The organism is Colwellia chukchiensis (genome assembly GCF_002104455.1).
Taxonomy (GTDB): domain Bacteria; phylum Pseudomonadota; class Gammaproteobacteria; order Enterobacterales; family Alteromonadaceae; genus Cognaticolwellia; species Cognaticolwellia chukchiensis.
In genome coordinates this window covers 136,974-156,172 of the sequence record NZ_NBOC01000008.1, presented here as the reverse complement: position 1 = coordinate 156,172, position 19,199 = coordinate 136,974, and the positions used below count along the sequence as shown (strand labels likewise).

General features: G+C 42.3%; 13 protein-coding genes. 6 read left to right on the top strand and 7 right to left on the bottom strand.

Annotated features, from left to right (window positions below):
• Window position 1 precedes the first annotated feature (1 nt).
• Window positions 2-913 (bottom strand): TIGR03899 family protein, encoded by a 912-nt coding sequence (locus B6K83_RS10885; RefSeq protein WP_158088340.1) that lies wholly within the window; start codon window positions 911-913, stop codon window positions 2-4.
• Window positions 914-1,198: 285 nt separating this feature from the next.
• On the opposite strand from B6K83_RS10885, the gene B6K83_RS10880 reads away from it, so the two are divergent.
• From B6K83_RS10880 to B6K83_RS10865, 4 genes are all read left to right on the top strand, one after another.
• Window positions 1,199-3,427, top strand: a complete 2,229-nt coding sequence (locus tag B6K83_RS10880; RefSeq protein WP_085284941.1) for a bifunctional diguanylate cyclase/phosphodiesterase — start codon at window positions 1,199-1,201, stop codon at window positions 3,425-3,427.
• Between the two features lie 584 nt (window positions 3,428-4,011).
• The gene (fadB, locus tag B6K83_RS10875; RefSeq protein WP_085284940.1) at window positions 4,012-6,174 is read left to right on the top strand and encodes a fatty acid oxidation complex subunit alpha FadB; all 2,163 of its coding nucleotides are present in this window, start codon (window positions 4,012-4,014) and stop codon (window positions 6,172-6,174) included.
• Window positions 6,175-6,189: 15 nt separating this feature from the next.
• The gene (fadA, locus tag B6K83_RS10870; RefSeq protein WP_085284939.1) at window positions 6,190-7,353 is read left to right on the top strand and encodes an acetyl-CoA C-acyltransferase FadA; all 1,164 of its coding nucleotides are present in this window, start codon (window positions 6,190-6,192) and stop codon (window positions 7,351-7,353) included.
• A 172-nt stretch (window positions 7,354-7,525) separates the two neighbouring features.
• Complete coding sequence (locus tag B6K83_RS10865) at window positions 7,526-7,741, top strand: tautomerase family protein (protein ID WP_085284938.1); 216 nt, start codon at window positions 7,526-7,528, stop codon at window positions 7,739-7,741.
• Between the two features lie 45 nt (window positions 7,742-7,786).
• Here B6K83_RS10865 and B6K83_RS10860 read toward each other — a convergent pair whose 3' ends face one another.
• The gene (locus B6K83_RS10860) at window positions 7,787-8,332 is read right to left on the bottom strand and encodes a GNAT family N-acetyltransferase (protein ID WP_085284937.1); all 546 of its coding nucleotides are present in this window, start codon (window positions 8,330-8,332) and stop codon (window positions 7,787-7,789) included.
• Between the two features lie 153 nt (window positions 8,333-8,485).
• On the opposite strand from B6K83_RS10860, the gene B6K83_RS10855 reads away from it, so the two are divergent.
• Window positions 8,486-10,657 carry a prolyl oligopeptidase family serine peptidase gene (locus tag B6K83_RS10855; RefSeq protein WP_085284936.1) on the top strand — a complete coding sequence of 724 codons (2,172 nt, stop codon included), beginning with the start codon at window positions 8,486-8,488 and terminating at the stop codon, window positions 10,655-10,657.
• 107 nt (window positions 10,658-10,764) lie between these two features.
• On the opposite strand, the gene B6K83_RS10850 is transcribed toward B6K83_RS10855, so the two are convergent.
• On the bottom strand, window positions 10,765-11,688 hold the full coding sequence (locus B6K83_RS10850; RefSeq protein ID WP_085284935.1) for a manganese-dependent inorganic pyrophosphatase: 924 nt from the start codon (window positions 11,686-11,688) through the stop codon (window positions 10,765-10,767).
• A gap of 300 nt (window positions 11,689-11,988) precedes the next feature.
• Between B6K83_RS10850 and B6K83_RS10845 the strand changes: the two genes are divergently transcribed.
• A complete protein-coding gene (locus tag B6K83_RS10845; RefSeq protein WP_408607211.1) occupies window positions 11,989-14,040 on the top strand; it encodes a S9 family peptidase in 2,052 nt (683 codons plus the stop codon).
• Window positions 14,041-14,164: 124 nt separating this feature from the next.
• Here the strand turns inward: B6K83_RS10845 and B6K83_RS10840 are convergent, their stop codons facing one another.
• From B6K83_RS10840 to B6K83_RS10825, 4 genes are all read right to left on the bottom strand, one after another.
• A complete protein-coding gene (locus tag B6K83_RS10840; RefSeq protein WP_085284933.1) occupies window positions 14,165-15,166 on the bottom strand; it encodes a cytochrome d ubiquinol oxidase subunit II in 1,002 nt (333 codons plus the stop codon).
• On the bottom strand, window positions 15,166-16,584 hold the full coding sequence (locus B6K83_RS10835; protein ID WP_198951681.1) for a cytochrome ubiquinol oxidase subunit I: 1,419 nt from the start codon (window positions 16,582-16,584) through the stop codon (window positions 15,166-15,168). The genes B6K83_RS10840 and B6K83_RS10835 overlap by 1 nt, the downstream gene beginning before the upstream one ends.
• Window positions 16,585-16,702: 118 nt before the next feature.
• Window positions 16,703-17,245 (bottom strand): GbsR/MarR family transcriptional regulator, encoded by a 543-nt coding sequence (locus tag B6K83_RS10830; RefSeq protein WP_085284932.1) that lies wholly within the window; start codon window positions 17,243-17,245, stop codon window positions 16,703-16,705.
• A gap of 257 nt (window positions 17,246-17,502) precedes the next feature.
• Window positions 17,503-19,041, bottom strand: coding sequence for a methyl-accepting chemotaxis protein (locus B6K83_RS10825; protein ID WP_085284931.1), 1,539 nt, complete (start codon window positions 19,039-19,041; stop codon window positions 17,503-17,505).
• Window positions 19,042-19,199 lie beyond the last annotated feature (158 nt).

The window sequence follows — 19,199 nt, the reverse complement described above, 5'->3', positions numbered from 1 at the left end:
ATCAGCCATTAATGGTGAAGTTTTCCGCTAAATCGTTTTTTATTGCGGTTAAAAAGCTGTCATCGGCGTTATCACTGACCAAATGAGCTAACTCAGTGCCTATGGCAGTAAATTTATAAAATGTCAGTATGCAGTCGGCTTTTTTGGCGACGAAGCTGAGTTGCTTGCCATTATAGTTAAAATGTATTTTTTCTCCTTTAGCAAGAGCATGACTCTCGGTTTCTTGAGCAAACAGTAAGTGGTTGTCTGCTAAGCTTAAAATATCTGCATAACTTAATCCTGCTTGGTTAAGATCGAGGCGTTGCTGGCGTTGGCGATTAAAAAAGTTGAACAGTTTTGGTGGCTGATAAGCACCACTAAGTAGCCAAATATTTTTTTTTCGCGTATCGGCTATTGCTAAGCTACAGGCTTTGGCGAGTAATTTTGCTTCGTTTATACTCATATTTTTAAAGGTTTTTAAAGTTTTCAATGAAAACGAGCCCGGTTGGGCGATTTCCCCTGCCAAAATTTTCGCCCATAAACTTTGCATGGTTTTATTACTGATACCTTCAGCTAAGCTGACAAAGTGACTAAACCAATCTTGGTCGGCGCGATCGGCAATGGTACCATCTGAGCAATATTGCACAGCTTTTAGCATAATCGCTTCAATATTTTGCTGTTGGCGCAATTCGGTTAGTTTTTTTCGGCGAAAACATCTGTCTTCAAGCGGGGCTTGCTTCGGCTCAGGTAAAAAAGCGGCGTCTAATGAATACTTTTTAGCTAACGCGAGGAGTTGTTTTTGCGGTGAGGTATTAGCAATAGAGGATTTAGCACTTTTTGCTGTTTCAATTTGCTGTTCATGCTCGATGATCACCGAATTTTTTTCTGGCTCGATATCTTGGGATTTGCTGACACTTTCATCTGAACTGGCCACCACATTGTTCCTTTACTTTAGTTTATCTGTTTTATAATCAAAGCTAACAATGCCCAATAATTTATCAGAGCGCAATTAACTTTTAATCTTGTTAGTGTGTATTTAGTATGCGTATTATTGATAACAACAGCATTACAATATCTGGCTTAATGAATATAATTAAAACGAATTGTTGAATAATCCGCGCCTGACTTTTATTATGTATATTAATATTAAGGTAATTTTTCGCAATGCTACGCTGAAAAGTTTCAACTAGTAGTTATTTACTAGTGCATAGAGGATGATATGCAAGCTTCAGAAAATACAAACGATGATTTTTTGTTTATCGATGATAGCGAAGAAGATGAATTATTTGACTCTGCTGTTACAGATACATGGAAGGTATTAATTGTTGATGATGATCCTGAAATTCACTCAGTAACTCAACTCGCCTTATCAGATTTAGTGGTTTTAGGGCGACATTTAGAATATATCCACGCCTACTCTGGGCAAGATGCTTGTAAACTGTTAGAAGATCACCAAGATATCGTCTTGGTGTTACTTGATGTTGTGATGGAAAGCGATGATGCTGGCCTAGCCGTGGTCAAGTATATTCGTGAACAATTAAAACGCGAAGACATTCGTATCGTATTGCGTACAGGACAACCAGGTTATGCACCAGAAGAAAGTGTTATTAAAGATTATGATATCAATGACTATAAAACCAAAACGGAATTAACGCGCCGCAAATTAGTGACCACAGTTTATGCGGCAATCCGATCCTATCAACAAATTGATTCTGTCTCGAAAAACCGACAAGGCTTAGAAAAAATTATCGGTGCCGCGGCTAACTTACTTGAACTGCACACAGTGCATGATTACGCTCATGGCGTTTTAGCTGAAATGAAGAAGCTGGTTGCTAATTCCAGCGGTATGTTTTGTGCGCGAGGTCAAGGTATTGTTGAAGGTGCTGATGATCTAAGTTTATATATTTTGGCGCAAGATGGCCGAACTGACGCAGAAGTAAATCAAAAGCTACTGGCGTTAGGCGATCGAAGCGCTAGCCAAAACATCACCAGTTGTTTTCAGCAAAAACAGCATATAATTACTGCCGACTCTTGTTCATTTTATTTTGTTAGTGGTGGTTTTCGTGCGGTAATCCATTTAACGTTAACTCAAGCACTTAGCACCATTGAAATGCAACATATCGAAGTGTTTTTAACGAGTATCGCGACTGGTTACGAAAATGTGCATTTGTTTCAAAAATTGCGTAACGCTGCCTACAAAGATTGGCTTACAGAACTACCGAACCGATTAGATTTTGTTAATTTGCTTGATAAATTTTGTCAAAGCGATGACTCAGAATTAGTCAGTGCCTTGATCGATATTAACCACTTTAGCGACATTAATGATGGTTTAGGTCAAGACGTAGGAAATCAATTATTAATGGCCGTTGCGGCGCGTATTAGTCATTTAAGCGACCAAAACCAACTCGCACGAATCGGTGCCGATGTCTTTGGCATTATCGGTCCGAAAAAATTCGTTAACCCTGAAACACTAATGAACTTATTTAGTCGTCCGTTTGCAGCTGGTGAGCAAAACTTACCTATCAGTGCTTGTATAGGTTTTTGTAGTAAAGGCTCAGCCGGCTCTCGCGGCTTAAGTGTGCTTAATCAAATTAATATCGCGCTTAATTTAGCGAAAAAGTCGCTTCATGAACCATTCGCTTATTACCATCAAGAGATGGAAGATAAAACGCTGTGGCGACTTGGTATGATCAGACAATTGCGTACTGACTTTGCAGATAATCGCTTAGCACTTTGGTATCAACCTCAATTAAGTTTAGCGACCGGCAAAGTTATTGGCGCTGAAGCGCTATTGCGTTGGCAAACCGTGGAAGGTAAATTTATTTCACCGGCGGTATTTATTCCGCTAGCAGAGTACTCAGGCTTAATCATTGAAATAGGGAACTGGGTTGTTGAGCAGGCATGCCAGCAATTGAGTAGGCTAGCCGCGAGCCAGTTTGAAGGTGTTAGTATTTCAGTCAACGTTTCGATACCACAATTTAAACGGGATAACTTTGTTGATACCATTATTGAAATAATTCAGCGCAATCAAGTTGATCCTAGCAAACTAGAGCTTGAAATCACCGAAAACGTGCTGATGGATGAGCCACAGGTTATTATTGACGCTTTGGTGAGACTGAAAAAGCAAGGAATTAGCATCGCACTAGATGATTTTGGTACCGGTTATTCCTCATTAAGCTATTTGCAAAAGTTACCTTTAGATCGCTTAAAAGTAGATCGCTCTTTTGTCAGTGATATTGCTAAAAAAGGTGGTTCAATTATAGCCGACACTATTATCAATTTAGGCCAGCAGATGAACTTAAAGGTTATAGCTGAAGGTATTGAAAATAGTGAACAAGAGCAACAACTTAAAGTGCTTGGTTGTGATGAGGTGCAAGGATTCTACTACGCAAAACCAATGCCAGTAGATGATTTTTTTGCCTTTTTAGAAAAAGTAAACCGAGGCTAGTCCGCTAAATTAACCCGTCATTAACGATGTCAAGGATGTCAAGGTTGCTGCTTAGCACTATTGGCTCTTTGGTAAAGTAACACAATGTAATAGCTCATAGCTTGGGCAATGGACTTTCGTTTGTTGTCTCTGAAGTGCTGTTCTAAAAATTGATAAACACTCAGGCAATAAACTTTATCTTTTTGCGCCGTTCGGCGCTATCAATTTAAGTGAATAAAAAGTATGACTTAGATGTGCTGCGCTATTTAGCGCGAGTGCGCTAGTCATAGCCGGTATTATTAGCAAAAGGCATACCCACAGTCGTTAGAAAAGTAAACGAATAACAGCAATTATACCGTAAGCCAAGGTACAAATATTTTAATACTTTATTGTTTTAATCGTTGCGATAAAACAAATTAATACACTTAATTAAAACGCTTGTTTAAAAATATTTGCTTTCCCTATTTTTTCAAGGCAAACTCATTGACACTTTATTTTTCTAACCTATACCTGATAGAGGTAGGTACGGAAAATATTCACACGTTTGGAGATCGGTTATCCTTACATCGATTTACCATCAATCATAATAAGTCAGGAGAGTAGGCATGTTATTTCAAGGCAAAAGCCTTTCTGCCCAGTTGTTAGATGACGGCATTGTTGAATTTAAATTCGATGCGCAAGGCTCAGTTAACAAATTTGATCAGGCAACATTTAAAGAATATATCGCCGTTGTTGATGCGATCAAAAATTGCAGCGAAGCAAAAGGGGTACTGGTTACCTCAGGAAAATCTACTTTTATTGTCGGTGCCGATATCACCGAGTTTTTAGAGATATTTAAAAAGCCTGAAGCAGAATTAGTACCTTGGATAAAGCAAGGCTCAGATGTTTTTGATGCATTTGAAGATATAGCGCTGCCAACCGTGGTTGCCATTAACGGTTTTGCGTTAGGTGGTGGCTGTGAAATGACCTTAGCTTGCGATTATCGTGTTGCTGATTCCTCATGTTCTATTGGCTTACCGGAAGTGAAGTTAGGCTTAATGCCTGGTTTTGGCGGCACAGTACGTTTACCGCGTGTTATTGGTGCTGATAATGCCATCGAGTGGATGTCAACGGGTAAAGCTTATAAAGCAGAGCAAGCCATGGCTGCTGGATTACTCGATGCCGTTGTCGCCCCAGAGCACTTGCGCGAAGCCGCCTTAAAAATGTTGCAACAAGCCATTGCAGGTAAGTTAGATTGGCGCACAAAACGACAAGCTAAATTGCTGCCACTAACACTTTCCCCAACGGAAACCATCATGACCTTTAACACTTGTAAAGGCATGATTGCAGCTAAAGCGGGTAAGCATTACCCCGCGCCAATGACTATGGTTAAAACCATTGAAGCGGCTGCAGGTTTAGATCGCGCTGGCGCTATGGCGTTAGAAAACGCAGGTTTTGCAACGTTAGCAAAAACCGATGCCGCAACCGCGCAAATCGGTTTGTTCATGGCTGATCAAGTGGTAAAAGGTAAGGCGAAAAAAGCCAGCAAACAAGCCACTAAAGTCGTTGATAAAGCAGCGGTGTTAGGTGCGGGTATTATGGGGGGTGGCATTGCCTATCAGTCGGCTTACACCGGCACTCCAATAGTTATGAAAGACATTAATGACCAAGCATTGGAGCTTGGCCTGTCAACCGCAGCAGGTATTTTAACGAAACAGGTTGATCGTGGCCGCTTAAGTGCCAAGAAAATGGCATCGGTGCTAAATAATATTACCCCAGCGCTCAGCTACGACAGTATGCAAGGCGTGGATGTGGTGGTTGAAGCCGTGGTTGAAAATCCGAAAGTAAAAGCTATGGTATTAGCGGAAGTGGAAAGCCACGTAGGTGAAGACACCATAGTCACATCTAATACCTCAACTATTTCTATCGATTTATTAGCCGAAAGCGTGAAGCGCAAAGACAAGTTTTGTGGCATGCATTTCTTCAACCCGGTAAACAAAATGCCATTAGTCGAGGTTATTCGAGGTAAAGAAACTTCAGATGAAACCGTGGCGGCTGTGGTTGCTTATGCAGCAAAAATGGGCAAGTCACCCATCGTAGTTAATGATTGCCCAGGCTTTTATATCAACCGTGTTTTATTCCCTTACTTTGCGGCATTTAGTTATTTATTGCTTGAAGGTGCAGACTTTACTGCGGTAGATAAAGTAATGGAAAAACAGTTTGGTTGGCCAATGGGTCCAGCACACTTGCTTGATGTTATTGGGATAGATACCGCTGATCATTGTACCGGTGTGATGTCTGCTGGCTTTCCTAGTCGTATGGGTAAAATCGATAATGATCCTGTCAGTGCACTATATAATAATCAACGATTGGGTCAGAAAAACGGCAAAGGCTTCTATGACTATGGCAAAGACAAGCGTGGTCGGCCAACTAAAGTGGCAGCACAAGCCGCTTATGAGGTAATTGCTAGTGTTGAGCAAAAAGACTTTAGCCAAGACGAAATTATAGCTCGCTTGATGATCCCTATGGTCAATGAAGTAGTGCGCTGTTTGGAAGAAGGTGTGGTTGATACTGCAGCTGAGGCGGATATGGGCTTAATCTACGGCTTAGGTTTTCCACCGTTTAGAGGGGGCGCAATTCGTTATTTAGAAACCTTAGGCTTAGATAACTTTATTGCCATGGCGGATAAGTACGCGCATTTAGGTGAAATTTATCAAGTAACTGACGGTATGCGCGCCATGGCGGCATCCGGCCAATCATACTTTACAACCGACGTTAAAACAGCTTAGGCGAAGGAGAAAATCATGAAAGAAGTCGTTATTGTCGATTGCATCCGTACCCCAATGGGGCGCTCAAAAGCTGGTGTTTTTCGTAATGTGCGTGCTGAAACTTTATCAGCACATTTAATGCAACAATTATTAGTTAGAAATCCAAATTTAGACCCTGCACTCATTGAAGATATTATCTGGGGTAATGTTAAGCAAACTAAAGAGCAAGGCTTTAATATTGCGCGTAATGCGCAACTGTTAACCGATATTCCAAAATCAACCGGTGCGGTTACGGTTAACCGCTTATGTGGTTCGTCGATGCAAGCCTTGCATGACGCTACCACCAACATTATGGCTGGCCAAGGTGATGTGTTTATGGTTGGTGGCGTTGAGCACATGGGCCATGTGCCCATGATGTATGATGTGGATTTTGATCCCGCTCTGAGTAAGCATATTGCTCGCGCTGCCGGTAACATGGGCTTAACCGCAGAGTTACTTGGTATGCAGCATGGTGTTACCCGAGCAGAGCAAGATGCCTTTGCCGCGCGCTCTCATCAGCTTGCCCATAAGGCAACAGTTGAGGGACGTTGGGCTAATGAAATTGTGCCGACATTAGGTCATGATGCGATAGGTGCGTTAACCTTGATTGAACACGATGAAGTGATTCGCCCTGAAACGACCGTTGAAAGCCTGGCCGGATTACGTCCTGTATTTGACCCGGTTAATGGTACTGTAACTGCGGGCACCTCTTCAGCATTATCAGATGGTGCTTCAGCCATGCTGGTTATGTCAGCAGAAAAAGCAAAAGCTTTAGGCTTAACACCACGGGTGAAAATTCGTGGTATGGGGGTTGCAGGTTGCGATCCGTCCACTATGGGCTTTGGTCCTGTGCCTGCCACGAAAAAGGCATTAAAGCGTGCCGGTTTAACGTTAGCTGATATTGAGTTAGCTGAATTTAACGAAGCCTTCGCTGCCCAAGCACTATCGTGTGTTCGCGCTTTAGGTTTAGAAGATAAAATGGATGACATGATCAACCTTAACGGTGGCGCGATTGCCTTAGGGCACCCACTAGGTTGCTCAGGTAGTCGTATTTCAGGCACCTTAATTAACTTAATGGAAGCGCAAGACGCTAACATAGGTTTAGCGACAATGTGTATTGGCTTGGGGCAAGGTATTGCCACGGTATTTGAGCGCGTTTAATGCTTTTTTGAAAAGTCACGTTAAGTCGAACAATCAAAGCCCAACTTAGGTTGGGCTTTTTGTTGAGAAGTAAAAACTCAGTGCGACACTTAATCTGTACTATGCTTATAGCACTCTGTTTGCGGAATGTTCTGTAAACGTGGTGAGTTTGGCTAAGTAACGGAGAAAACAGATGCCACTGATCACAGTAAGTATCATAGAAAATGTCTTTAGCGCGAAAGAAAAAGAGAACATTATTGCAAAACTAACTGACGCTATGGTGGAAATTGAAGGCGAGGGGATGCGACCCGTGACCTGGGTAAAAATTGAAGAAGTACCCGAAGGTCAATGGGGCATAGCCGGCACCTCAATTACTACGGCCATGGCCCAAGCTATGCGAAAAGCGTAGCAAACTAGATACCTAAGCAGGCAAAGCTGCTTAGGTATACTTTTATTAGGCGTGATTTTCCATGCGATATAGCACTACGTCTAAATCGCCCAGTTGTGAGTCTGAGTGGGTATACGCTTTCACCATATCCATACCGAGCTTTTTCATTACCGCAATAGAGCCGTTATTATCAGGTACCGCAATGGCGCTAAAGTATTTGTTTTCTGGCAATTTAGTCAGTGCTTGCTGTACTTGTAACGCAGCTTCTGTGGCAAAGCCTTTGCCCCAAGTCGATTGCTTAAACCGCCAACCTAACTCAATATCGTGCCATTTTGGTTGTGCTGAAAAAAAGTCCATCGGTCGTACTAATATCCAGCCAATATCTTGTTGGTTTTCAATCATGGTAACTTTCCAAAGACCCCAGCCTTTAGCAGGGTTTTTATAGGCATTGTGGCGAGGTATAAAGATGTTGTAAATATCATCACGGCTAGTCTTTTTTCCACCATTGATATAGCGCATTACCGCGGGATCTTGATCTAATTGAAACAGAAACTCTCCGTCGCTATCTTCAATCAGTTTATATTGTAGACGCGCAGAGTTTTCAATATTCATAAATAGCCTAAGTAGGTAAAGTGTAAAACGTTATCATAATAGCATTTGCGATTATTTTCATTAACTCAGAGTAAAATAGAGGGTCTGGTAGACATAGATCTTTGACTGCCCTATGATGACGGGCAAACAATAACTTCTAACCTTTGGTACATTATGAATTTTAAAAAAATCACCCTAAGTTCAGCGGTATTACTCGCAATTTTTGGTCTGGCTGGCTGTGGTCAAGATACAGCGCCAACTGCCTCAACAACAGATGTTAGTACGTCGGAAAACGTCAAAGCGGTTACTTACCCCAAGACAAAAAAAGTTGACGTGGTAGATGAGTATTTTGGCACCAAGGTCACCGATGCTTATCGTTGGTTAGAAGATGATATGAGCGCGGAAACAGCGGCTTGGGTTAAGGCACAAAATAAAACTACCTACGATTATTTAGCCCAAATACCGTATCGAGATAAAATTAAATCACGACTAGCGACATTACTCGATTATGAAAAAATCGGTATGCCGTTTATTGCTGGTGACTATAACTATTTTTTTAAAAACGATGGCTTACAAAATCAGTCAGTATTGTATCGCCAAAAAGCAGACGCACCGGCAGAGGTGTTTCTCGACCCAAATACCTTTAGTGAAGATGGTACAGTGTCGTTAGCCAATATCGAGTTTAGTGAAGATGGCTCGCTGGCGGTTTATTTAATTTCAGAAGGTGGCAGCGATTGGCGAAAAGCGCGCATTATTGATACCAAAACCAAAGCTGTGCTTGAGTCAGAGTTGGTGGATATTAAATTTAGTGGCTTATCTTGGCTAGGCAATGAAGGCTTTTATTATTCGAGCTATGATAAACCCAAAGGCAGTGAGCTATCGGCGAAAACAGATCAGCACAAATTGTATTACCACAAACTTGGCACAGCACAGGCACAAGATGTCTTAGTTTTTGGTGGCACAGATGCCCAGAAACACCGCTATGTTAGTGGTGAAGTCACTAAAGATGGTAAATATTTACTCGTTTATGCTGCTGTTTCAACCTCAGGAAATAAACTTTTTCTTCAAGATCTCACGCAAGCGAACGCGCCGTTAGTTGCTGTGGTGGATAACACAGACTCCGACACGCATTTAGTGGCAAGCCAAGGTGATGATTTATTATTTGTCACCAATATGGATGCACCTAATAAGCGAGTTGTCAAAGTTAACGCCTTAGCACTAACGCCTAAAAATTGGCAAGATGTTATTGCTGAAACGGACAATGTATTATCGGTTTCAACTGGTGGCAATTACCTGTTTGCCAAGTACATGAAAGATGCAACCTCTTATATTCAGCAATATGATCTAGCGGGTAACAAGGTGCGCGATATCACCCTGCCAGAAGTGGGCACAGCCAGAGGCTTTAGTGGCAAAAAGTCACAATCAACATTGTATTACTCGTTTAGTAACCAAAAAACCCCAAGCACCATTTTTAGTTTAGATGTTGCCAGTGGTGAATCAAAAGTGCACCTTAAATCGAAAGTGAAATTTAACAGTGACAACTTCGAGTCAAAACAAGTGTTTTATCGCTCGAAAGACGGCACTAAAGTGCCGATGATTATTACCCACAAGAAAGGCATAGTGCTAGATGGTAGTAACCCGACAATTTTATACGGTTACGGTGGTTTTAACATTAGCTTACAACCCCAGTTTAGTTCCACGCGTGCCGCCTGGTTGGAGTTAGGCGGTGTTTATGCCGTGGCTAACTTACGCGGTGGCGGCGAATACGGTAAAGCATGGCATAACGCCGGTACCAAAATGCAAAAACAAAATGTTTTTGATGACTTTATTGCCGCGGCAGAATACTTGATTAGCGAAAAAATAACCTCGTCAGGCAAGCTTGCAGTGATGGGCGGCTCTAATGGTGGCTTGTTAGTTGGCGCTGTGATGACACAACGTCCTGAGTTATTTCAAGTAGCATTGCCGGCGGTTGGGGTGTTAGATATGTTGCGCTACCATACCTTTACCTCTGGCGCAGGCTGGGCTTATGATTATGGCAAGTCTGATGACAGTGCCGAGATGTTTCAATACCTACTAGGTTACTCGCCATTGCATAATGTTAAAGCTGGTACACAATACCCCGCCACCTTGATCACAACCGGCGATCACGATGACCGCGTGGTTCCCGCGCATTCATTTAAATTTGCCGCCGAATTACAGGCCAAACAAGCTGGCGCTAAACCCACCTTGATCCGCATTGAAACCGATGCCGGTCATGGTGCCGGAACGCCGATCAGCAAAACCATAGATCAATATGCCGATATTTATGGCTTTACCTTGTTTAATATGGGTATCAAGGATATTTAAACCCTAGAATTACCCGCATAAAAAAGCCCAGAAGTCTGGGCTTTTTTTTCGCTAGTATTGGCTTTTACAACATCTACGCAGTAACTAGCTGCGACTGAAAAAAGTGCTTAAGCAAAGGTGTTTTGTAAAGGTGGCACAACTTGCTTTTTACGGCTCATTACGCCAGGCAACCAGGCCTTGCCATCAGTTAGTTTAGTATTGTAGGCTTGTTCTACTATGCTGCTATCATCGCTAACAACCAGTAACTCAGAGCCCTCTTGCATGATGTCTGTCAGTAATAACATCACAGTGTGACGATTACCTTCGGCCTTGACGGCTTGTAAGTCAGCATGCAGTTCGGCTTTCATGTCATCAAATAAAGCCAAATCAATGACTTCTAATTGACCTATGCCAACAAGGTTATCATTCATGTTAAAGTCTTTAAAATCACGCATCACTAGTTCGCGCACCGGCGTACCTTGCACGGAAGACTTAACGGTAAACATTTCCATGCCTAAAGCTTTATAATCTTCGATACCGGCAATTTCTGCTAAAGCTTCTACACATTTTATATCGGCGGTAGTACAGGTTGGCGATTTAAAAATAACGGTATCAGATAAAATGGCGCACATCATGGCGCCGGCGATGTTTTTTGGGATTTCAACATTGTGAAAATCATACATCATTTTAATGATAGTGTTAGTACAACCGACAGGACGTACCCAGATTTCTAACGGCGTGGCTGTGGTAATATCACCGAGTTTATGGTGATCGATAATACCTAATACGGTGCAGTCATCGATGTCATCAGGGCCTTGGATACGATCTGAATGATCAAGGATATAGATACCCGCAGTGTCGGCAAAGGTTAATTTAAGTTCAGGTTGCTCTAGACCAAATTTATCGAGAATAAATAAGGTTTCAGGAGATAACTCGCCTAAACGTGCAGGCCTGACATCTTCACCGATAGCGGTTTTTAGGTATGAAAGGGCGATAGCTGAGCATATTGAATCTGAGTCAGGAACCTTGTGTCCTACGGCGTAAGCGGGCATAGCGTGTGTTCTCCAAGTGCCTCAAGCATAGTTATGGCACGATTAAATAATGGGGTTATAAAAAATATGGCGCATATTCTAACAAAAAACTTTAGGTGCCGACTAGCAGTCATTTTAAGCTCACTAGCGAGACATTTTGCCTGTGATGTACTTTCTCGAAGCTAGGCGCTTTAAGCTTGGATTTTATTGCGTTAATATTGCGAAGTAATAAAAAAAGATTTGTTCAAAATAACAGCTCTCGTTTACCGAGAGTTTTTTGTAATAGAGGAACTTATGTCGAAATTAACATCATTAGTAGCGATGGTTGCCTTGGTAAGTACTAGCTCACTTGCAAGCGACGTTATTACTATCGAAGATATCCCAAAAATAAAGTCAGTACGCGATAGCATTATTAGCCCAAACGGGGAGTATATTGCCTTTACCCGCTCATTACCCAGAGAGTTATATGTCGATAAAGATGGTCGTAGTTATAACCAACTTTTTATCAGTGACATTCAAGGTAACGCACGTCCTTTTGTTACCGGTAAAGTCAATGTTGCCGGCTTAGAATGGTCAGCAGATGGCAAATATGTTTATTTCCTTGCTAAATTTAATCAAGATAAATTTACTCAGCTATATCGTATTCCGGTTGATGGTGGTGAACGTCAACGGGTTTTAGGTTTAAAAGACACATCAATAAGCCGTTATGATATTAGCCCTGATGGCAAGCAAGTGGCTTTATTAGCCATGCCAGCAAAAGACAAATCAGAAAAAAAACTTAAAGAGTTAGGTTTTAAAGCGCAAGTTTACGAAATGGGTTTGAAAAACAAACAATTATTTGTGACCGATTTGAGCATGCAGCAAACCGAGCTGAACTTAGATGCTATCAATATTAACGGTTATGTCAGTGATATGAATTGGGCGGCAGATAACCAGCAATTATTAGTAAAAACGCAAGCAACGGCGTTAATTGATGATACCTATACAAAAGCGCAGTGGCACGTTATGAACTTAGCCGAGCAAAAGGTGACTATGTCAATTGCCACTGAAGGAAAACTAGGAACGGCGGAGTTTTCAAAGAGTGGTAAACATATCGCTGTTATTGGCGCAGAAGACAAGCATGATCCTGCTACCGGGCGTTTATACCTAGCCAATGCAGAAACAGGCGCAATACAAGACTGGTTACCTAACTTTGCCGGCCATGTGAGCGATATTGCATGGTCACATAACAGCGATACACTCAACTTTATTGCACAAGTGGGCACTGAAAGTATCGTGGCGAACATCAAGCCAGGGAGTAAGCGTTATAAAACTAAGCTCAAAGCAGGGAAAGTTATTGCGTCGCAGCTATCGCTTTCAAGCTCAGATAAAACCATTGCGGTTAAAGGTCACACTGCCACGCACCCGAATGAAAGTTTTGTACTTCGCGGTAAAAAGCTGACAAAAGTGACAGACTCTAACCCTTGGCTAAAAAATAAGCGTTTTGCAAAGCAAGAAGTGATTAGCTTAAAAGCCCGAGATGGTGTTGAAGTGGATGGTATCCTCGTTTATCCCCTTGATTATAAAAAAGGCCAACGCTATCCCTTGATCATGCAAGTGCATGGTGGTCCAGAAAGTCATGAGAAAAATGGTTGGGTTACGGCTTATTCAAAACCGGGGCAAATGGGGGCAGCACGCGGTTACGCGGTATTTTACCCTAATTACCGCGGCTCGACGGGTAAAGGAGTCGCTTACTCAAAACTGGGGCAAAATGACTATGCGGGCGCCGAGTTTGACGATTTAGTGGATATGAAAAACCACCTCGTAAATATCGGCTTAGTCGACACTAAGCGGGTTGGTATCACAGGGGGCTCTTATGGCGGTTATGCCTCAGCGTGGGCCGCGACTAAATTAACTGAGCATTTTGCCGCTAGCGTAATGTTTGTTGGTATTTCTAATCAATTATCTAAATTTGGTACCACAGATATCCCAAATGAAATGCATTTAGTCCATGCCCGTTCTTATCCGTGGGATAAGTGGCAGTATTACCTAGAGCGCAGCCCTATCTATTGGGCACATCAGTCAAAAACACCACTGCTAATTATGCACGGTAAAGATGACCCGCGTGTGCATCCAGCGCAATCGATGGAAATGTACCGCTACATGAAAGTACAAGGTAAAGATGTACGTTTAGTGTATTACCCAGGTGAAGGTCATGGTAACCGTAAAGTCGCAGCACAATATGACTATAGCTTGCGTTTAATGCGCTGGATGGATAACTATTTGATGGCAGGAAATACCACCATGCCAGATTATAAGTTAGACCACAAAGCGAAATTAAAGGCGAAAAAAGCCAAGTCGGATAGCGAAAGTGAGGCTAAAACTAGCGCATAAACGCAAAGCTAAATTATGTGAACGCAAGTTGTAAGTTAGCTTAAGCCCGATAATGTAGTCGCATTATCGGGCTTTATCGTTAAAGCGCAACCAAAACACTTGTTTGCTGCAGTCCTAAGTTAACTTAGTAGTTAAGCTTAGTGGTTTTGCCCCAGAAAACTTTATAGGAGAAAATGGTATAACCGATAATCATAGGTAACACTAGGGTTGCGCCAACAAAAATAAACCACAAGGATTCACGCGCACTGGCGGCTTCATAAATAGTCAACTGAAAAGGCACTATGTAGGGATAAAAGCTGTAGGCTAGGCCGAAAAAGCACAAGATAAAGAGCATGATGGCGGAAAAAAATGGGTACCAGCAGCCGGTATCATTTGCAACGGGAACCTTGCGTAAATATTTATCGACAGCGAAAAAAGTAAAGCTAAACAAGGCTATAATGGGAATTAATACTAAGGCTTGTATGCCACCGAGCCATTTATCCATGATCCTAGCATCAAGTAACAAGTTGCTAACACAGACCAGTATAATACCCACCGCCATCAAGATATTGGCAACTTTTGCCCAGCTTGCAGCGCGGCGTTGCAAGTCGCCTTCTGTTTTCATCACTAACCATGTTGCGCCAATAAAGCAATAACCAGCGGTTACACAAATGGCTGACAAAATGGCAAAGCCCAAGCTTAACCAGCTATCATCAAATGCCGTGATATAGCGCCCCAACATATAGCCTTGAGACAAGGTTGCCAATACAGAGCCAAGCTTAAAGGCCAGCTCCCATTTTTGTTTATCGGCACTGGGGGCTTTGGTGCGAAAGTCAAAGGATACGCCGCGTAAAATTAACCCAGCTAACATTAACGCCGTGGGTAAGTATAACGCTTGAAAAATAATGGAATGTGCTTTTGGGAAGGCGATCAGTAAAAGACCCACTGCCAACACCAGCCAAGTTTCATTAGCATCCCAAAAAGGGCCAATTGAGTAAATCATAGTGTCGCGTTGTTGACTATTGTCTAACGGCAGCAGTACGCCGACACCTAAGTCATAACCATCGAGTATGGCATAAATCAAAAAAGACAACGCCATTAAGCCAATGAATGCGCTAGGCAACCAATCTAGTGTGGTATCTAACATTATTTCACTCCTTGGTTTTCAGTATTTGCTTGTTTATCCGCGAACTCAATATCTGTAGTGGTTGTCGCGCCGGTAATTGATGTATTGCCTTGCTCCAGTATTACCGCTCGATTAGCCATTACAAAAAGTGTGCGAATATAAGCGACAAGCAAAAAGCCATAAATGAGTATGTATAGTGTTAATGAGATAACTATATTCTCAGGGGCGGTCGTTGTTACCGCATCTTTGGTGCGTAAAATGCCGGTAACCAAAAAGGGCTGACGACCAATTTCGGTGACATACCAGCCGGCTAAGGTTGCAATCCAGCCTGAGAACGTCATCACAAGCCCAGTCTTTAAAAGCCAAGGCGGATAGCGTTTTTTAATGACATATTGATAAGTCGCTAGCCAAGAAAATAACCACATTAATATACCGATGGCAATCATAATGCGAAAACTAAAAAAAACGGGCGCAACGGGCGGGTGCGCATCGACAAAATCATTCAAACCCTGAATTTCGCCTTGGCTATCATGCGTTAAAATAAGGCTCGCCATGTTGGGTATTTTTATTTCAAAGTGATTTTTGCGCTGTGTCTGATCAGGTAGTGCGAATAGCAATAAAGGCACACCCGTATCGGTTTGCCAAACACCTTCCATTGCGGCAATTTTTGCCGGTTGGTGTTTTAAGGTATTTAGGCCATGCAAATCACCGATAAACATTTGTATTGGGATTAATATCGCCGCCAAGGCCACGGAAAAGTTCAGCGCATGCTTGACCGATTGTTTATTGTCGCCTCTAAGCAGCCGATACGCGGAAATACCTGAAATGAGAAAGGCAGCAGTTAAGCCAGAAGCAAGTAACATGTGCATCAGTCGATACGGCATCGAAGGGTTGAAAATAACCTCAAGCCAACTGGTGACATGGGCAACGCCGTCTATCATTTCGATGCCAGCGGGTGTTTGCATCCAAGAGTCTAACGATAATATCCAAAATGCCGACAAGCTTGTGCCTATGGCGACTAAAATGGTGGCCAGGGTGTGGACACGGTTAGACACGCGATTCATACCAAAGAGCATAATGGATAAAAATGAGGCTTCTAGGAAAAAGGCTGTCATTACCTCATAGCCTAATAAGGGCCCAGCAATATTGCCGACTGTTTCCATATAACCCGGCCAGTTAGTGCCAAATTGAAATGACATAGTAATGCCGCTGACAACGCCTATGGCGAAGGTGAGGGCAAATATGCGCACCCAAAAGCGGTAAACGCGCAACCAAGTTTCATCTTGGCTTAGGTTATAGCGCACTTTAAAAAATACTAGTATCCAGCAAAGGGCGATATTGATGGTGGGAAATAAAATATGGAAGCTAATATTGGCAGCAAATTGGATGCGTGAAAGCATGAAACTTGTGTCATTGGCGAGGGTGACTGCATCGAACATCTGAGTTACTCCAGATAGTGTAATTGCCTAAGCTAATTAATTTAATGTCGTGAAAATAACGTGTTTGTCTGTTTATCTTAGAAAATATATGCCTTTAACGCGAAGTGTATTGAATTCGCTACCTCAGCAGTAACTTGTCTTTCACATCTAATAGTTTGCTGATCCCTTCGCCAAGCTTAAGTAGCGCAGCAAGCTTGTCCGATGACATACCTTGTAGCTCTGTGGTCCACAACGTTACCATTTCCAGTAGATCATGCATTTGCTTGACCCGCATTTGCGCATATTGGTCGGCTTCACTAGTAGCTTGTTCCATTAAGGCATCGCGCAGGGTCGATAGCGTTGGATCTAATTCACGCTTGCGGCGCTCTAGCACTAAAGTACGGGCGATCTCCCAAATATCACTTGGTGCTGAAAAGTACTCTTTTCTGTCACCGGGAATATGCTGTAACTTGATCAGATTCCAAGATTTAAGCTCTTTTAAGCCCATACTGACATTTGAGCGAGAGATTTGTAATGCTTCACTGATCTGATCGGCGTTTAGTGGTGCTTCGGTTAGGACGATCAGCGCATACATTTGCCCTAACGTACGATTTAAGCCCCAGCGAGAGCCCATTTCACCAAAATGTAATACCAGTGATTGCGTCATAGGTGTAATTTTCATTTTGCTACTCTTTTGTTGTTTTCGAACTTTCAGTAATTTGTGAAAATTGTAGTCGGTTTTTGATCTAAGTCAAGTAGATGAGGTGAGAAAAATGACATTTGTCACATTGCAGGCGTGAGCACTTTATCTATTTTCAAGAGTACATGATTGGTCGGGGTTGGGAGGATTAAAAAAATACCAGAAGACAAAAGCAGCGAGCACCATTGGTGCCGCTAACGCTGAACTTTTGTATGCGAACCGTTGCTAGTGATTAATTGTTAGCCAAAGTTTTCGCTGAGCTGGGCGATCTTTTCAGCGCTATGATTAACTTCAACGCTTTTAGTAGAGACGGCACTTGCTAACTGCGTATTGTGTTTAGAAATATTGCTAATGTCATGAACGCCTTGCGTAATTTGCTCAGCAACTACACTTTGTTGTTCTGATGCCGTGGCAATTTGTGCGGTCATATCATTCACGTTTTGAATATTTTCAATAATACTATACATAGCTTGCTTGATTGACTTTGATTGCACACTACAGTCATCGGCATGGCTCTTATTCGCTAACATAACTTGGTTCCAAGTTTTTAAGGTTTGCTGTAGCTCTGCCACTGAAAGTTGTATTTGTTCTGTGGCACTTTGGGTTCTACTGGCTAAGGTGCGCACTTCATCGGCCACCACAGCAAATCCTCGACCTTGTTCACCTGCTCTGGCAGCTTCAATGGCGGCATTGAGCGCAAGTAAATTGGTTTGATCGGCGATGCCTTGTATTTCAGTCATGACAGTGGATATTTTATCGATATCATTGACTAATTCATTCGCATTGGTAGCAGCGTTTTCGACGTCATTGGCTAACTGGGTGATTTTAGTTTCATTACCTTCGACAACACCAATATTTTGTCGACACTCTGCCTCAACCGCTGACACTTGCTCATGGGCCATATTAGTGCTCTGATTGACCTCTTTAATGGTGGCACTCATTTGGGTAATTGCAGTGGCAAACTGGTCAATATGTTGGTTTTCTTCTTGAATACTGGTGTGCATTTCTGTTGCTGTTTGTGCAAGTTCTTCGGCAAGGGTTGCTAAGGTTTTGCCGGTATCTCTGCTACGGCCTAAAATGGTTTTTATTCTCGCCTGATAAAGCTCTGCTGGGTATTTGAGTATGTTAATAGCGCCTTTACCGAGAAAAATAAGCCGTGATGGGCTATCAAAACTTTGTTTGGTCTTCGCGAGCTGTCGCGGCATATAAATCAACTCTTCCGCGAAGATAGTGATAAAAATCACCATACATAGCGATAAAATGAGCACTGCGCTTAGCGCGCCGATTAATAGCCAGTTTAAGGTAATGGCGGCCATAAAAACTAAAGCTGCAATAATACGTTTTAAAGTGATATTAGCTTGAATATCAACCACAGGTTTATTGTTATTTAACTTTTGATATAGCGCTTGCGCTTGTGCTTTTTGCTGTTCACTGGGTAATGACCTAACCGATTGATAACCAACAATACTACCATCATTGACCAAGGGCGTGACATAGGCATCTACCCAGTAGTAGTCGCCATTTTTACAGCGATTTTTAATGACGCCACGCCATGAGTCGCCACGTTTTAATTTTTCCCATAAGTCTTTAAAAGCCGCTTTAGGCATATCAGGATGGCGTACGATATTATGATGTTGGCCAACGAGTTCTGCCAAGTCGTAGCCAGAAATATGGCAGAATTCTGGGTTTGCATAGGTGATAGTGCCTTTAAGATCTGTGGTAGAAACCAGTTGTTCTTGTGCAGAAAAAGTATGTTCAATTTCAGTGCTTACACTCATAACATCATCGTCCCTGGGCTAGTTGCTTTAGATAATATATTTATCACTATAGGTGATAAATACAGGATATTATAGCTAAATTCCAAGACGCTAAATAAATTTACTGCCTTCACGGCAGCTAATAGTCGCGATAGTTACAAATTTAAAGGGGCTAAAAA

Bases quoted from the DNA above. Each gene is read 5' to 3' on its own strand.
- B6K83_RS10880 (WP_085284941.1), top strand. From the start codon at position 1,199: ATGCAAGCTTCAGAAAATACAAACGATGATTTTTTGTTTATCGATGAT.
- fadB (WP_085284940.1), top strand. From the start codon at position 4,012: ATGTTATTTCAAGGCAAAAGCCTTTCTGCCCAGTTGTTAGATGACGGC.
- fadA (WP_085284939.1), top strand. From the start codon at position 6,190: ATGAAAGAAGTCGTTATTGTCGATTGCATCCGTACCCCAATGGGGCGC.
- B6K83_RS10865 (WP_085284938.1), top strand. From the start codon at position 7,526: ATGCCACTGATCACAGTAAGTATCATAGAAAATGTCTTTAGCGCGAAA.
- B6K83_RS10860 (WP_085284937.1), bottom strand. From the start codon at position 8,332: ATGAATATTGAAAACTCTGCGCGTCTACAATATAAACTGATTGAAGAT.
- B6K83_RS10855 (WP_085284936.1), top strand. From the start codon at position 8,486: ATGAATTTTAAAAAAATCACCCTAAGTTCAGCGGTATTACTCGCAATT.
- B6K83_RS10850 (WP_085284935.1), bottom strand. From the start codon at position 11,688: ATGCCCGCTTACGCCGTAGGACACAAGGTTCCTGACTCAGATTCAATA.
- B6K83_RS10845 (WP_408607211.1), top strand. From the start codon at position 11,989: ATGGTTGCCTTGGTAAGTACTAGCTCACTTGCAAGCGACGTTATTACT.
- B6K83_RS10840 (WP_085284933.1), bottom strand. From the start codon at position 15,166: ATGTTAGATACCACACTAGATTGGTTGCCTAGCGCATTCATTGGCTTA.
- B6K83_RS10835 (WP_198951681.1), bottom strand. From the start codon at position 16,584: ATGTTCGATGCAGTCACCCTCGCCAATGACACAAGTTTCATGCTTTCA.
- B6K83_RS10830 (WP_085284932.1), bottom strand. From the start codon at position 17,245: ATGAAAATTACACCTATGACGCAATCACTGGTATTACATTTTGGTGAA.
- B6K83_RS10825 (WP_085284931.1), bottom strand. From the start codon at position 19,041: ATGAGTGTAAGCACTGAAATTGAACATACTTTTTCTGCACAAGAACAA.